At 34.8% G+C, this 16,275-nt stretch carries 14 protein-coding genes and 1 pseudogene; 10 read left to right on the top strand and 5 right to left on the bottom strand.

Annotation, left to right across the window (positions count from 1 at the left end):
- Positions 1 to 40: 40 nt before the first annotated feature.
- The 5 genes and pseudogenes from nagE to BW727_RS09725 form a co-directional block, all read right to left on the bottom strand.
- The gene (gene nagE / locus BW727_RS09705) at positions 41 to 2,002 is read right to left on the bottom strand and encodes an N-acetylglucosamine-specific PTS transporter subunit IIBC (protein ID WP_062469708.1); all 1,962 of its coding nucleotides are present in this window, start codon (positions 2,000 to 2,002) and stop codon (positions 41 to 43) included.
- Between the two features lie 20 nt (positions 2,003 to 2,022).
- Positions 2,023 to 2,865: pseudogene (locus BW727_RS09710) on the bottom strand (PRD domain-containing protein).
- 236 nt (positions 2,866 to 3,101) lie between these two features.
- Positions 3,102 to 4,499 (bottom strand): Na+/H+ antiporter NhaC, encoded by a 1,398-nt coding sequence (nhaC, locus tag BW727_RS09715; RefSeq protein WP_062469701.1) that lies wholly within the window; start codon positions 4,497 to 4,499, stop codon positions 3,102 to 3,104.
- Positions 4,500 to 4,928: 429 nt separating this feature from the next.
- Entirely contained in the window at positions 4,929 to 6,293 is a 1,365-nt protein-coding gene (locus tag BW727_RS09720) for a M24 family metallopeptidase (protein WP_062469700.1), read from the bottom strand.
- 123 nt (positions 6,294 to 6,416) lie between these two features.
- Positions 6,417 to 7,199, bottom strand: a complete 783-nt coding sequence (locus BW727_RS09725; protein WP_062469699.1) for a MurR/RpiR family transcriptional regulator — start codon at positions 7,197 to 7,199, stop codon at positions 6,417 to 6,419.
- 312 nt (positions 7,200 to 7,511) lie between these two features.
- On the opposite strand from BW727_RS09725, the gene BW727_RS09730 reads away from it, so the two are divergent.
- The 10 genes from BW727_RS09730 (at position 7,512) to deoC (ending at position 16,257) form a co-directional block, all read left to right on the top strand.
- Positions 7,512 to 8,432 carry an ABC transporter permease gene (locus BW727_RS09730; RefSeq protein WP_062469698.1) on the top strand — a complete coding sequence of 307 codons (921 nt, stop codon included), beginning with the start codon at positions 7,512 to 7,514 and terminating at the stop codon, positions 8,430 to 8,432.
- Between the two features lie 11 nt (positions 8,433 to 8,443).
- Positions 8,444 to 9,316, top strand: a complete 873-nt coding sequence (locus BW727_RS09735; RefSeq protein WP_062469697.1) for a carbohydrate ABC transporter permease — start codon at positions 8,444 to 8,446, stop codon at positions 9,314 to 9,316.
- 39 nt (positions 9,317 to 9,355) lie between these two features.
- Positions 9,356 to 10,996, top strand: a complete 1,641-nt coding sequence (locus tag BW727_RS09740; RefSeq protein WP_062469696.1) for a type 2 periplasmic-binding domain-containing protein — start codon at positions 9,356 to 9,358, stop codon at positions 10,994 to 10,996.
- A gap of 106 nt (positions 10,997 to 11,102) precedes the next feature.
- Positions 11,103 to 11,633: a DUF624 domain-containing protein gene (locus BW727_RS10960; protein WP_227807269.1), complete on the top strand. Its 531-nt coding sequence runs from the start codon at positions 11,103 to 11,105 to the stop codon at positions 11,631 to 11,633.
- 69 nt (positions 11,634 to 11,702) lie between these two features.
- Positions 11,703 to 12,425, top strand: coding sequence for a hypothetical protein (locus BW727_RS09750; protein ID WP_062469693.1), 723 nt, complete (start codon positions 11,703 to 11,705; stop codon positions 12,423 to 12,425).
- A 251-nt stretch (positions 12,426 to 12,676) separates the two neighbouring features.
- Complete coding sequence (locus BW727_RS09755; protein ID WP_062469690.1) at positions 12,677 to 12,907, top strand: hypothetical protein; 231 nt, start codon at positions 12,677 to 12,679, stop codon at positions 12,905 to 12,907.
- Positions 12,908 to 13,376: 469 nt separating this feature from the next.
- The gene (locus tag BW727_RS09760; RefSeq protein WP_062469688.1) at positions 13,377 to 13,586 is read left to right on the top strand and encodes a helix-turn-helix transcriptional regulator; all 210 of its coding nucleotides are present in this window, start codon (positions 13,377 to 13,379) and stop codon (positions 13,584 to 13,586) included.
- Entirely contained in the window at positions 13,583 to 13,840 is a 258-nt protein-coding gene (locus tag BW727_RS09765; RefSeq protein WP_062469686.1) for a hypothetical protein, read from the top strand. The genes BW727_RS09760 and BW727_RS09765 overlap by 4 nt, the downstream gene beginning before the upstream one ends.
- 523 nt (positions 13,841 to 14,363) lie before the next feature.
- Complete coding sequence (locus BW727_RS09770) at positions 14,364 to 15,314, top strand: sugar-binding transcriptional regulator (RefSeq protein WP_062469683.1); 951 nt, start codon at positions 14,364 to 14,366, stop codon at positions 15,312 to 15,314.
- A 298-nt stretch (positions 15,315 to 15,612) separates the two neighbouring features.
- A complete protein-coding gene (gene deoC / locus BW727_RS09775; protein ID WP_062469680.1) occupies positions 15,613 to 16,257 on the top strand; it encodes a deoxyribose-phosphate aldolase in 645 nt (214 codons plus the stop codon).
- The last annotated feature ends 18 nt before the right edge of the window (positions 16,258 to 16,275 follow it).

Consider the following 16,275-nt stretch of genomic DNA (forward strand, 5'->3'; position numbering starts at 1 on the left):
TCCAGCAACTAGTGCTGAGAAATCCTTCTGCTTTTTAATTTTATTTACTTTCCACGGAACCAATGACTTCGTTAGCAAGAGAGTCACCAGTGTTGATTTCAAGGTCTTCAACGAGGTCACCATTTGTGAAAATGACAATCATGTCGTTAGAGCGATTGGCTTCTTCTAAAGCTTGTAAATCAACAGTAGCAATCAATTGACCGCGTGCGATTTGCTGTCCTTCTTCTATATAAACAGTAAAAGGTTCACCGTTTAAGCTAACGGTGTCAATACCCATATGCAACAATACTTCAATACTAGAAGCTGTTTGGATACCGACTGCATGTTTAGTAGGAAAAACACTTAATACTTTACCAGCGATTGGTGCAAAGATATCCCCATTTGTTGGGATAACAGCAAAACCATCGCCCATCATTTTATTGGAGAAAACATCATCATTTACTTCCTCAATAAGAATGACCGTTCCATTTGCAACTGAATAAATTTCTTGTTTTTTAGCTATTTCTACCGCTTCAGGTTGTGATGGGTTATATGCACCTGTTGTTTTTACAGGTTGTCCATGAAGCTGAGCCAAAGCATCCGCTACGAATTGAACTTCGGTTCCAACAATGACCTGATAGTTTGTCGCATCAATTAATTTTTGACCAGGAACGCCGGTTTTCTTAATCATATCTTGATCAACTAAACTGGTATCTTTTACTTGCAAACGTAAGCGAGTCGTGCAATTATCGATGGAAGTTATGTTATCGATACCGCCAAGAGCTTCATACAATCGTCCTGCCATTACTGCAAATTTATCATCACCAGCAGCGATTGTTTCTTCATTTTCAAAATCCTCAGGAGAAGACTCTTCACGTCCTGGTGTCATTAAATTAAATTTCTTGATTACAAACATAAAGGTGAAATAGTATACAACTGCCATAACGAGTCCCAATACAAGGAGCATTAATGGCTGATTTGCGATAGGAACTCGTAAACTTAAAACGAAGTCCACTAAACCAGCACTGAAGTTAAATCCTGCTGTCCATTGGAAGGTAGCAGCAATGAACAAGGAAATCCCTGTCAGGAAAGCGTGAACGACAAACAAAGGCCAAGCAACAAACATAAAGGAGAATTCTAATGGTTCTGTTACACCCGTAAAGAAAGAAGCAAAGGCGGCAGCAATCATCAATGATGCCACTTCTTTTTTCTTTTCAGGACGAGCAGATCGATAAATAGCGAAAGCACCTGCAGGCAATCCGAACATCATAACTGGGAAGAAACCAGCTTGATACATTCCGGTAACCCCTTTAATGCCTTCACTTGCCCAGAACTTACCAATATCATCAATTCCGGCTAAGTTGAACCAAAAGACGTTATTCAATGCGTGGTGTAGACCTGTCGGGATCAGTAGTCGGTTAAAGAAACCATAAAGGCCAGCACCTACTGCACCCAAACCTGAAATCATTCCGCCAAAGGAAACTAAGGCGTTATAAACAGGTGGCCATACAAAAATGAGTAGCGCTGAAACGACTGCCATTACGCCGGCGGTTACAATCGGCACGGATCTTTTCCCGCTGAAAAAAGCTAAAGCCATTGGTAATTTTACTTGAGAAAAGCGGTTATACATGGCAGCTGCGATTAAACCAGCTAGTATCCCAATAAACACATTTTTATTATTAATTGCTTCAAAAGCTACGTTAACAGTTTCTTGGCCGGTAAACAAAGCTACCGAACTAGAACTGACAAGGGTAATAGGAGTTAAGAAGGCAACCAAACCTGCTAAAGCAGAAGAACCATCTTTGTCTTTCGACATCCCAATTGCTAAACCAACTGCAAATAGAATACCTAAATTATCTAAAATTGTTCCTCCTGTTTTAATCAAGAAGGCTGCTAGGATGTTATTTGCACCCCAGGCTGTTGGGTCAATCCAGTAACCGATCCCCATAAATAAGGCTGCAATAGGTAAAGTTGCTACTGGGAGCATTAAGGAGCGTCCCATTCGTTGCATATATGCTTTCATAATTTTTCCTGCCTTTTCTTTTATTGTTTGTGGTTGGCTAATCGAAGTCTTTCGATGTGAATAGCCAAATAGCCTAATTCTTCTGTTGTAGTGGATAATTGATAATTTTTAATAAGTAACACACGCACTTTTTTTGCAATATGATAGCTTTCTTGGTATTTAAGTTTAACTAGTTGGATAATTTCATTATCCAACGTCGCATACTGTTGATTGTGATAGCGTTGGAGTAATAAACGCAAATGGTTAACTAAACGCGAGTAGTTTAAAGCCATTTCTTCTGCATGTAAATTAATAACTAATTCTTTTTCAATCAATTGAATAATGTCTGAAACAATCGTTACTTCACGGATGATACGATGGTTATCTTGTTCACCACTTCGAGCGCTGTGAATGTGTATGGCAATATAACCTGCTTGGTCATAAGTGTAAGGAATACCAATTGTCTCTGTTAAGTAATCAACGGACTATTGTGCAATGGTAAATTCTTCGCGATATAATACCTCGATTTCTGGTAATAGTTTATTCCGTAAAAAAATCCCATCTTTTATATTTTGTGCGGCAAAGGCGATGTGATCCGTTAAAACAATTAATAAATGTTCGTTTAATTTTTCCATCAAGACCGTTTCAGCATGATTTATAATTTTTTCAGCAGCAAACAAATATTTTTCGTCAATTTGACTCAATAAGGTCTGCAATTTCATTTGTCCTTCTGGTTCCAAAATAAATAAACGTTCTATATCATGAGAAAATAGCAAATCATTACGTTTTTTATCAAAACCAATTCCTTTACCAATAGCTACTTTTTCTTCTCCTTGATCATCCACTAGAACAGCATTTTGATTCAAGATTTTTTTTATTTTCATCTTATTTATCCTTTTCTGCAGAAATGGTCGTTTCATAGAGTGGAAATTCCCATGGGGCTACTTCTTATGGCCAATAAGAAATAAAAAAAGCATGAAAAGACTTTCAAAGAAGAGACTTCCCCCTTGAAAGATCTTTTCATGCCTAGTCGATCCTAGTCACATGAAACGCATGTGTTAACGTAAGCAATTCTAACAGACTTTCTAAAATTGTCAATAGTGCAAATCAAAATAGCTTTTTATCCAAAAGTTTCTTCTACTTTTGGAGTGGCCATTTTAATACCGAATCCAGTCAAGGCACTCAAGATAGAAAAAATAGGAGATAGTAGACTGAAAAATACAAAAGGTAAATAGGTGAGGGTTGGCACTCCGAATGTACCGGCCACAAAACTACCGGCAATTCCCCAAGGAATTAAGTAGTTAATGACGGTTCCGCCATCTTCTAAAGTACGACTTAATACAGACAAATCAAGATTTTTTTCTTTGTAAATTTCTTTGAAAGCATTTCCTGGTAAAATTACCGACAGAAATTGTTCGCCGATAAAAATATTAACACCAATGGAAGTAAGCAAAGTCGCAATCACAACACCTGATACCGTGTGAATTTTTTTAGACAAAGAAGTCATCACCGTGCCAATCAGCTCTGTCTCCATTAATAAACCACCTAAAGACAGGGTAAGAATGATAAGAGAAACCGTCGGCATCATACTTTCGATTCCTCCACGCGAAAGTAGGGCATCAATCTGTTGGTTGCCAGTTATCGAAACAAAGCCAGATTCAATTGAAGAAGCAATTTCGGTAATTTTTACCGAAGGATTTTGGAAAAAGATAAAAAGAATGGCTACTCCAATGTTAATTAGAATCGTTAAGATGGCTGGGATTTTTCTCCAAGCACAGGCGAACATCAATAAAATGGGAATGAATGCCCAATTCGTAATGGTGTAGTTACTTTCTAAAACCTGAATCACTTCTTGAATCTCCAAAAGTGGTGCAGATTGATTGGTTATTCCAAAAATAGAAAAAAGGATCAAAGAAACAGTAAAAGCCGGAATTGTAGACCAAGACATGTGCTTAATATGTTTAAATAAATCAACTTCTGCAATGGCAGCAGCCAAGTTTGTCGATTCAGATAAGGGCGACATTTTGTCTCCAAAGATAGCACCCGATGCAATTGCACCAACAATAAGAGGGGGGTGAATTCCGAGTGTCGTACCAATTCCAAAAAAAGCAATCCCAATAGTCGACATGACAGTGAAGGCACTCCCTACTGCACTCCCTACAATGGCGCAGACGATAAAGACGGAAGGAACAAACCATTTGATACTAATCACTTGAAACCCTTTTACCATCAGGGTTGGAATAATACCGGCTTGAATCCAGACTGCTATGAGGGCTCCTACTAAAATAAAGATAAAAATAGGAATAATACCTGGTTTAATGCCATTGACGATTCCTTCATGCAACTGATCAAACGATATTTTCTTGATGCCTGCGTAAACCATGACTAGTGCAATTGAAAATAAAATCGCGATATTTGGTGAAACTTTTAATCCAATCACCCCAAAAGCTATACTCATAATAACGATTCCTAATACAATACTTGCTTCTACAATACTTGGTTTATTTTTTTTATTCATTTTTATCTCTCCTTTTGCTGGTTTAATTTCTACGAGTCAAAAGAGCGACGATAACGAATAATCCCCCCACAATTCATCATTTGACTACCTCCTTTTATATAAAAAAAACGCCCTTAGCTATAAATAGCTAAGGACGAATTTCTCCGTGGTACCACCTTAATTTAAAAACAATCACTTGTTTTCCTTATGAGTTTATATGTAAATGTGAGCTTGAACGTGTAATTCTGTTTATAAACTGTGATCGATTTTCAGCTGCCATCGACTTTCTTTACAGGGAGTTTAAAACATACTGGCGAACAAGACATAGCTTTAGCTCTTGCTATGTAAAGAGAAATGATAATCCTAACTATAGCAAAATTGTAATGAAAAAGCTAGCTCTTTAACAATAATTAACAGCTGTATATTTGATGAAGCAAAATAATTAGCCAATTAGAGATACAGGGCAATTTCCTTGTTTAACATAAAGGGTCTGTAGTAACCTAAAGTACTTGCAAGCGGTAGGACTTCATCTGATAAATGAATATTTAATTCTTGTTCTAGAAATTCACGACGATTCAAAATTCGAGTCCATAAATCTGGATAATTCGTTTTTATTTCTTCCCGTAGCGTCTGATCTGCCAATGCAATTGTTGATTCAGCCGAAACACCATGGTGAGGAGATTGAGAAGGAATAAAATCTACTTGGAATATCATGCCGTTTTTAACGGTAGCTGTGGATCCTTTGTAAAAGGGTGAACTCAACCATTCATCATCCGCAGTTAAATGACCGGGACATAGTTCCCAACCGTATTTTTCTTGTGGATAGTAGTCATTAAAATCATCATAAAATTTACCTGCATCCATTCCTATTTGAATGTTACTTAACCAGTAAATGTAAGCTTGATAGTAAGGGACGACAACTTCTTGGAAATAACCCGGGTCAATTTCTTCTAATTCTGTTAGGGAGGTTACAGCGTATCCTGTTCGACTTGATAACCCACCTCGGTAAGAAGCGGTTAAAGCCACTTTATTTCCTACACTCAAAGTTTTTTCAGTTGGGTATAGATTAGCATTAGCAAATCTTTCTCCAAATGAAGCAATGGTGACAACGTTATTGTATTGACCGTGCTTCGTTAGTTTTTCTCCGGCTTCTAACTCACTAATGCCAACTTCTAAACTATTCATCGCATCTAGTACGGCATCGGACGCCAAAGATGCTCCGTATTCGTAATGTGCAATTTCATTAGCGTTATTTTCTATTCGAACGCCGTATTCGGGACTTATTAACAATGAGGTTGCATTAGTTAACTTTTCGTTATGAACGTTATTTTTTACTGCATTTACAATAAATTCTGGTAAATCGTACTGATTCAGCATATTTGGTATTAATTTCCAACCAACCATACCCACTTTTTTTGACTGATCGATTTGAATGGAAGAAAGAATGTTATCTAGTTCTCCTGCGTCTCCCATTGGTTGGTTTGGTAATGAAAACAATGAACACTTAATACCTGTTGCTTTAATTCTTGAATATTTAACTTTATTATAGTTTTCATTTCCTAATATTAAATAGTTGGAACCATCGGCGTTTACGATTAAAAGTCCCTCTTCAAATCTTGGGACAAAACCCACTAGATACTCAAAACTTCCACCATGTTCTTTATCGCCATAAATAATTAAGGAAGAAATATCTTTTTCTTGCATGGTCGTTAATAAGTTGTGATATCTTTTATTAATGGTCGCGTCTGTCAAAGGAATTGGTACCCCCGAGTTATCAGCTAGGGGTAATTTGTTTTTTTTAAATTTGACGTTCATTTGAATCACCTATACTTTCTAATTTTTTATAATTAACTAATCGAGCATCTTAATAACAGTTTAAGCTATTAAAGCATCGTTAGTGGTTCATAATTTGAACCATTTACTCTCTCATTCGCTCTATCAATGATATTCAAAAATATACGATTGTGAAATTAAATCAAATAAATAAGTGATGCCATACTTTCCTAAAAGGCCAATCTCGTCTTCTTCAATATCGTTGTTACTCATATAGACAACTTGATCATAAGAACGACTCAAGTATTCATTCCTATTTGCCGTTATAAGGATTTTATTTCCTTTCATTGCTTTTACCGTTTCTTCTACTGCAGATGAGAAAACACCAGAAATTGAAACCACAACTATCAACGTGTTTGCATTTGAATTTTTTTGGGTACTATTTAAATCGAAGTTTGCAGTTATTAAGCGAATTATTTTTTTTACATAAAAAAGTTCCTGTTGAAATTTAATTAAATTACTACTGGTGTTGTTTGAACTTAGGAAAACAATGTCCTCATGAATCTGAAGTGATTTTACTAAATCAGCTATTGTTTCATCAGTGACTGCTGTGTTAATATCGGCAATCATTTCAGTTAAACCACTCGTTAGGTTGTTTCGATTTTTTTTTATAGAGGTGAATTCCCTCAAATGAATATTAGAAGGAAAAATGATGGCAGTTAAAGAACTTTGTAATTCACTAAAGTTTCCATAACCTAATTTTCTACAAAACCTTCTAATGGAAGACCGCGAGACGAAGGAACTATCAATCAGTTCGTTGACGGTAATAGCTTGTAAACGATCAATATTACTTAAAATATATTTAGCTATGGCAAAATCAGCATTTGCACTCCCTTCATTAACAATTAGTCCAAGTATATTAAGTAGACCTAAATTATTAATATTCATATGTCACTCCTTTTTTCATATCATACAGGAAACCAAGTTTTTTTCAATTTTTACACTAACAAGTGGGGTTCAGTAACGATCCATATCTGTTTTTATCGCTTAAATTGACAAATTGAGAGTATATAATTAAAATCAATATAAGCAGTAAGAACCACCAAGTTTTTTGTACAAGTTATTTCTAATTACGAATCGTATATGGGGGGATTTTATGGTTGGATATTTGAATCGCATAAATGTAAGCGGATACAAAAAAGGCCGTATTTAACCTGTTTTATAGATGATAGGCTAAAAAGGGCAGTAGGGAGGAATAAAATGGGTAAAATTAAAAAACATATAAAGGAGTTTAAATCACAAGCAACCCTCCAAATGATGATTATCCCAGGAATTATATTTATGTTTGTTTTTTCATATGTGCCTATTTATGGTTTGTTGATTGCCTTTAAACGATACACAGCGCTGGATTCATTTTCATCAGCTGAGTGGGTAGGTTTGGATAACTTTAGAATTATCTTAAATGACCCAATCTTTTGGACTTCTGTCAAAAACACACTGGGGATCAGTTTTTTAAAATTAGCTATTGGATTTGTTATACCAATCATTCTCGCCGTAATGATTTATGAAGTTTCCAACTCCAGATTGAAAAAAACGGTACAGACCATTACTTATCTACCACATTTTCTATCTTGGATTATATTAGGCGGCATGTTAATTAGCTGGTTATCCACCAATGGTTTACTTAATCAAATCTTATCGGTTTTGAATATCAGTTATAAAAGCCCTAACTGGCTTTTAGATCCTGATAAGTACTGGATGATAGCCGTTTTGTCAGACATATGGAAAAGTTCTGGATGGGGAACAATTTTATATTTGGCTTCAATGGCGAGAATAGACCCGACACTATATGAGGCAGCTCGAATTGATGGGGCAACTAAAATCAGGCAAATATGGCACATAACCTTGCCAGGTATCAGTCGAATCATAAGTTTGAATTTTATCTTAACAATTAGTGGACTCTTAGGGTCGAACTTAGACCAAACATTAGTTTTGATAAATTCTCAAAACCGCTCTAAAGCAGAAGTTATAAACTCTTACGTTTATAAGATGGGGGTCGTTCAAGGTGATTTCTCCTATGCTACTGCAGTCGGTTTAGGAACATCAATCGTATCGTTGTTGTTACTTTTTATCGGGAATTATATTACGAAAAGGTTAAATGATAACGAGTCTGTATTATAAGGAGGGTTAGTATGAGAAAAAAAGTAAGGGTTGATGATAATTTCATTTTTTCGGTGGTCAATGTGTCTTTATTAATATTATTTACAATTATTATTGCCATACCAATTTGGAACGTTTTTATATCATCTTTTGCCTCAAGTCAGGCTCTGTCTAAAGGTGATTATATATTTTTCCCGCAGGAACTAACGTTAAATAATTACCGAACGGTTTTTAGGGATGATAGTATTTTACAAGCTTTCTTTATATCGATTTTAAAAACAGTTGTTGGGATATTCGCCCATGTTTTTTTTACCGCTTTTTTCGCATATCCACTTAGTAAAAAATACCTAAAAGGAAGAAAAGTTTATACAGCGATTGGAATTGGAACCATGTTCTTTTCCGGTGGACTTGTTCCAACCTATCTTTTAATTAAGAGTTTAGGCTTGCTCGATTCATTTTGGGTATACATTATCCCTACAATGTTTACCTATTATGCTGCGATTATACTAATGAATTTCTTTAGAGACATACCAGAATCCTTTGAAGAATCAGCTATGTTAGATGGTGCGAGTCATTGGCAAATTTTCACTAAAATCTATATACCGTTGACAAAACCAGCATTAGCTACGATTGCAATGTGGCACGCGGTCTATCAATGGAACGATTTCTTCTCAGCTAAATTATATATTTCTAATAAAGCCTTATATCCTTTGCAGATGAAGCTTTATCAGATTCTTGTCGAATCACAAAATATTAAAGACTATAGCCCTGATGCAGTGATGACGACAACCAAAGGGGTTCAACTGGCAACAATTGTTGTAACAGCCTTACCTATTATTATTATCTATCCTTTATTCCAACGCTACTTTATATCTGGAGCCATGATGGGAGGAGTTAAAGAATAGAAAGGGTTAAATTTATAAAAAAATTGAGGAGGAAATACCATGAATAAAATTAAAAGCTTAGGAATTCTATCTCTATCTGCTCTTCTAATGACAGCTTGTGGCGGATCAAATGATTCACAAGATACAGCGGCATCTGAACTACCAGATTTAGGAGATCGATATGAATTAGATGAAAATACACCAGCTTGGAAATTAGACACGAAGGAAGAAACGACAAAGTTAACCTGGTTTATTGAAAATGATGGCTTTAACGATAATCCGTGGGGAGAAGACATTGTCACTAAAAAAATTGGCGAGGATTTAAATATAGAGATAGAAATCATACCTGGGGACGAGCAAGCATTAAATACCTATGTTGCGAGCGGGCAAATGCCTGACATTGTGTCACTCTACGATGGTGGAAAATCAAATATATCTCAAAAGGCTGCTGAATGGGCCTTACCTTTAAATGTATTAGCGGACAAATATGATCCTTATTTCTATGAAGTCACTTCTGACGACACCTTAAATTGGTATAAACTTGAGGATGGGAATACATATGGGTATGCTAGCTTCTCAAATACCGAAGAAGATTTAAAGAGTGGTGCTATACCGTCTCATAATGCTTTTGTTGTGAGAGATGATGTATTAGCCGCATTACCTAATTTAGATTTTACAACCCCAGAAGGGTTTAAGGATGCTATGGATCAAATTCATGAAAAATTCCCAGAGTTAACGCCGCTTGGTTTCGGTGAAATGAAGGACCATTTAGGAGCTTTAGGTGGTACCTTGCAAGATTTCATTGGTGTGCCATGGGTAGATGAAAATAATGAATACTATGATCGTAATATGGATGAGGAATACCTAACGTGGATCAATGTATTGAGAGAAGTACATAGTAAAGGGTACATTAGTGATGATACTTTTGCAGATGACTATGATACAGTGTTAGATAAGATTAAAAATGGTGAATATGCTGCTATGCTAGTAGCAGGAACCCATGCTTATCAACCTTCCTTCCAAGGTTTGATGGATAGCAAACCGGAAGCAGCCTACTCACCAGTCGATGCGTTTCAAAGTGATAAATATGATGGCCCTGCCATGTCACAAGGTGGATTATCTGGTTACACAACTACTTATATTTCAAAAGATAACACCGATCCAATCAAATCTATTCAATTTTTCACCTATATGATTAGTGAAGATGGACAAATTGCAGTTAATTTTGGAACTGAAGGTGAATCTTACTACGAAGGTGAGGATGGTTATTACCACCTGACAGAAGAATATCAAGATTGGAAAGATAGCGATATAGCTGCATTCAAAGAAGAAACGCGAATCAGTGAAATTCCTTTCTTTGGCCATGATAATGGGAATGCACAAGATTATATAGATCCAGATGATATTGGTTGGGCGCCAGCTGTACTGCGTTTCCAAGAATGGGGTAAAGGGAAGCTTGTTCCTAAGTTTGAAGTAGACGGGATTGACCCCGAATATGGTACCCAAGAAGCGCGAAGTCTGGTTTCGATTAACGATGAATTTACAACTGCCATTATAAGTGGCGTACGTTCAGATAGTGAAGAAGAATTTGATACAATCATTTCTGACTTTAAAACCTTTAGAGAAAATCAAGGCTGGGATAATATTGTTGAGGTTTTCAATGAGAATATTCAAGAAAATATTAATAAATTAAAAGATTAAAATAGTTTAAGTGAGTGCGCACTAAAAAGGAGAAGGCAAAGTTATGAGAGATTTACATAGGTATAGAGGTCCCATTTATAGGAGCTTAATGCTCGTTTACAATATGATGGTTCTTAATTTAATATTTATTGTGTCCTCTATACCTATCATAACTTTGGGAGCTTCTTTGAGTTCTTTATATGCCACTGCGCAAACGTTATCGACAGATGAATTTACAGGAGTCGTTCACGAGTTTATCCGTAACTTTAAAAATACATTTTATAGAGGATCAAGGATTTTTCTCATACTTTCTCTTTCCTTGTTTACTATAGTAGTTTTAACTCATTTTACGATTCTATTCAAAGTAAGGTTTTTAACCTTCTTTATGTCATTTATATTCTCCAATTTCTTACTGATTACATTTGTTATCTTTCCTATCGGTGCCTTATATGATGGCGATTATAAATTAGTGTTAAATAATGCTGCCGTGTTCTTAAAATCAGATCTAATAGTGAGTATGTTTATCTTTTTTATTTCTATCATTTTTTATATTATGATTCCACTATTTTTTCCAAAGTTAATTATCTTTCATTTATTATTAGGGTTTTCAGGTATGGCTTTTTTTCAAATAAAAGTGATCAAGAAGAGATTGGTTTAGGAAGATAGCGGGTATTTAATTTGGAATTAAAAAAGTTTTGTTGAATAAATTTACGAGGAGTGCAATCAAATGGTTGAGGTAAAAGATTTCAAAGCACTGAAAGAAAATAACCGAGATCAAAATGAAATAATCATTTCCGAAAACATTTCTCTGGTAGAGCCTTTGATATTACAGCCGGGTGTGACCTTAAAAGGAAAAAATAGTTCGATTCGAATATCAGGAGAAAATCAATTGATTGGATTAACGAAGAACAATTCAATTGAAGATATAACCTTAACGACCAATAAAGATAAGGATGCGATTTTTTTTAATCCAACTGATATAGAAGGTATATTTACTTTAAAAAATATTATCAGCCATGGAGCTATAACTCTCATTAGCAAAAATGCAAAAAATGATATTGAAGTAAATATTGAAAATATCAATATCGTAGAAGCGGATGTTACTCATAAAAAAGAGGGACCTCAAGGGTATGGCGTAACCGTTATACAAGGGGCACTGACCCTATGGAATCAAACGCCAGGTATTCGATTTGACACAGAAATAAAAGATATTTCAATTGGTCAAGAAGGGAATCCTGTCAATGGTAGTGGTGTTTTCGTATCAGGAACAGAAGATGCCAATATATACTCTCATTTAATAATGACAAATAATATTTATACGAATGGTCTACTAACCGAAGGGACATTTGATCGTATCTCTGGAGGAGTCTTTACCGTAACGAATACTTACGTTGACCGTGTTGAAAACAAAGGAGTCACAAAAACTTACGGATTCAATGATATGGTTTAGATAATTGGGGAAGCGTTAAAGAATGGGTCGTTCGCGGCGAAGTTCTATCTGAAGGGACGAGTGCAATTGGCTTTGTAAACTTTGGAAATATTGAAAAACTGGATATACAAGCTCCAATTAAAACCAAAGGGACAGGTGCCAGAGGTATTAATAATTATGATGGAACGATTGAACAATTAGACATCAACGTTATTGAAACAAAAGGAGACGGCACAATCGGTATTCAAATAAGTCAACCCGTCGGAAATGTTATGGTCCATACAGATATTATAACGTATGGTGGTACTGGAGAATCGCTAGTCAAAGGGGAAATTAAACAACTATCGGCAATAGGTATTAGTATCCTAGATGGTGCAGAAGTAAAAAGTCTAGAAGTTAAAGGAAATGTTTATACTTACGGGAAAGATATTGAACCCATTCAAAACGAAGGGCACGTTCACAATGGTATTAGAGTGCTAGGAGAAGCGTTAAATAAAGCTTAAATTAAAAGCAACCAAAGGTATTTATATCTTTGGTTGCTTTTTGTGTAAGGTTATACTGTGGCTTACTATTTTTCTGTCAGTATGTGTGGCCTTTTAAGAATAATCACTAGCATACTAGGTTCGTGAATATTGAAATCATAGCCACGTTCGTTAATCCAAGAAAGTTACTAGTAAAGCTGACGAGTATAAAAGTGATAAAAAAATAAAAGAAAAATAAGTAAGGAAATAATAGGGGGAATAAAGGCGTGTAGTATTTTATTTAATATGTGATCTTCCTTTAAGGTTAGGCCGAAATTTAACGCTTGGATTTTTATGTCTGAATCTTGTTTAGAAACTAAAAAATTATCTAATAGGAAGATTTATTAGTTTTTTTGAGTAACTAAATTAAAGTAATGCCTATAATTGTAAGGTCAACTTTACAATTTGTTTAGTTTTCTATACAATAATGGTACATGAAGGAGGATGGATGATGGCAATAGAGAATAATATAAAAATGTATCGTGCAAAATATAACTTAACTCAAAGTGAATTAGCCAAAAAAGTACAGGTTACACGTCAGACTATAATATCCTTAGAAAAAGGCAGCTATGTTCCATCTTTAGAATTAGCAATGAATCTATCAGAAACGTTTAACGTTTCTGTAGAAACTATTTTTTATAAACAGGAGGAAAAAGAATGATAAATAATATTCGCGAAACTACTTTTAAGGTAGTCTATATATGGCTAACAACATCAGTTGCTTTATTAGTGAAACATAATTTTCATTTGATTAACTTAAATCAAATGCATAGAAAGGATTTAAACTTATCATTTGGCTATATCATGCTTTTTATAGCGGTATCTTTTATATATTCTTTCCATCTTTATAAAAATACAAATCACAAAAAAAATTTAGTGCTGCATCTTTTGAAAAAGATGAACGAGAAATTCTAGTAGAATATAAATCTAGAAAAACGGCTCATTCTTTTTATGTGAATGTCCTTATTCTTACAATAATATGTTTGGTATTTTGGATGAGACCTGTTATATCGATTAATTATGTTATTTTTTATCTCGCTACTGTAACAACTATTGCAGAAATAATAAAATCAATAGTTTGGATAAATGAATATAAAAATTAGCTGAATTTCAGAAATCTGGATTGTCCAACCAAGTGTAGCCTATCCATATAGTTTTTTATATTTTAAGTATATGTAAAAGAGAATGATAATTTTTTTATTAACAAATATTATAATTTTTAAGTAATTACAATTCATCTATAAAAAAAGAACCCTGCTTATTAGGGTTCAGAATACACGATTCTATCCAATTCCATGTGTTATAATTGGAAGATGGAATTATCACAACAACAATTTTACTGGCGAGTATTAAAAAACGAATATTTTAAATAAAGAGTTCCTTTTTTTTAAGATATCGCTTACACTAGGTTTAAAAATCAGTTGGAAGAGTGAGTATAATGAAAAAGATGGAAGACGTTCAATCCATTATTGAAATCGCAAAACTTTACTATGAAAAGAATATGAGTCAGAAAAAAATTTCTGAAAAATTAAATATATCACGGGCGACTGTTTCACGTAAGCTTGATGAAGCAATTGAAAAAAACATTGTGACAATTACTGTCAATGATCGGTTCAGTGAAACAGTACAACTAGAAGAAAAATTAAAAGAACTATTTGATTTAAACTCTGTAACTGTTATAAATGCTCTAGATCAACAATATAGCTCGATTCTTAGCGGACTCGGTGAAGGAGCAGCTGAGCTTTTGGCTGAGACTGTGAAAGATAACGATATACTTGGTATCAGTTGGGGAACGACGATGTATCACGTGGCGAAGAATTTAAAACGCGATGAGTTTAAGAGTGTTCGTGTCGTGCAGTTAAAGGGTGGGGTGAGTCAATCGCTTCGAAAGACCTATTCATTTGAAACGATGATAGGTTTTTCGAATGCATATCAGACGGAGCCTATTCTATTAAATCTTCCAGTTATTTTTGAAAATGAAATGGTCAAAGATGCGGTTACAAGTGAAAAACATACTAAAGAGGTCATCGAACTAGGTAAGAAAGCGAACATAGCTATTTTTACTGTGGGGACAGTTCGAGATGAAGCTCTCCTTTTTCAACTCAATTACATGACTAATGACGAGATCAATCAATTAAAGAAAACTGCTGTCGGTGATATTTGTTCTCGTTTTTTTGACGAAAATGGAGAAGTGGCTAACGAGAAGTTAAACAATCGAACAATAGGAATACAGCTCAATGAATTATATGATAAAGAACGATCGATTCTTATCGCTGGTGGGGCACACAAGTTAAAAGCAATTGAAACGGCTATTAAAGCAAAGTTTTGCAATGAAATAGTTGTTGATCAGTATACAGCGCAACGTTTGCTCGAATTAAATAAAGAATAAACTTCTAAACTATAAATGTTGAATAGTTAATAATATCTATAAAATACTTCTCAGTCTTAAATAAAGGTCTGAGGAGTATTTTATTTTTCTGAATAACTATAGTTAATCATTGTTTAAGACAAATGCTATCTATAATTTGATTGAGAAAGCTAGTCCTAAAGTAAATTCAAATTTCAATGAAAATTAAAGAATAAATCTTTGTAATTAATTACAAAAAAAAAGAAATTAATTACAAAAGCGTTTACAAAATAATCTTGATATGGTAAATTAACAACAGAAATAGATGAGGAGAGATAACATGGATAAATTAAATCGCTATATTGACCACACATTACTTAAGGCAGGCTCTACTGAATGGGATATCAATGCATTGATTGATGAGGCAATAGAAAACCAATTCTATTCAGTTTGTATCAACCCCGAATGGGTAAAACATGCGCGGGAGAAAATTGGTTCTCAAGATGTTAAGGTTTGTACAGTCATTGGTTTCCCTCTCGGTGCAACAACTTCTCAAGTAAAAGCTTTTGAAACAAAAAATGCTGTCGAAAACGGGGCAGATGAAGTTGATATGGTCATCAACATTGATCAACTAAAAACAGGCAACACTGATGTTGTTTTTGAAGATATCAAAGCTGTTGTTGAAGCTTCAGGAGACGCACTTGTTAAAGTTATCATTGAAACGTGTTTACTTACAGATGATGAGAAAAAAATGGCTTGTCAATTATCAAAAAAAGCTGGAGCAGATTACGTTAAGACATCAACGGGTTTCTCTACAGATGGAGCAACACCAGAAGATGTAAAACTAATGCGCGAAGCAGTCGGAAAGGAAATGGGCGTAAAAGCTTCAGGAGGTATCCACGACGCTGAAGAAGCTCGAGAAATGATTAAAAATGGAGCAACCCGTCTCGGTACAAGCCGCAGTGTTGAAATATGTTCAAACTAACTAATTACTATTAGAAAG

The organism is Jeotgalibaca dankookensis (assembly GCF_002005405.1).
Lineage (GTDB): Bacteria > Bacillota > Bacilli > Lactobacillales > Aerococcaceae > Jeotgalibaca > Jeotgalibaca dankookensis.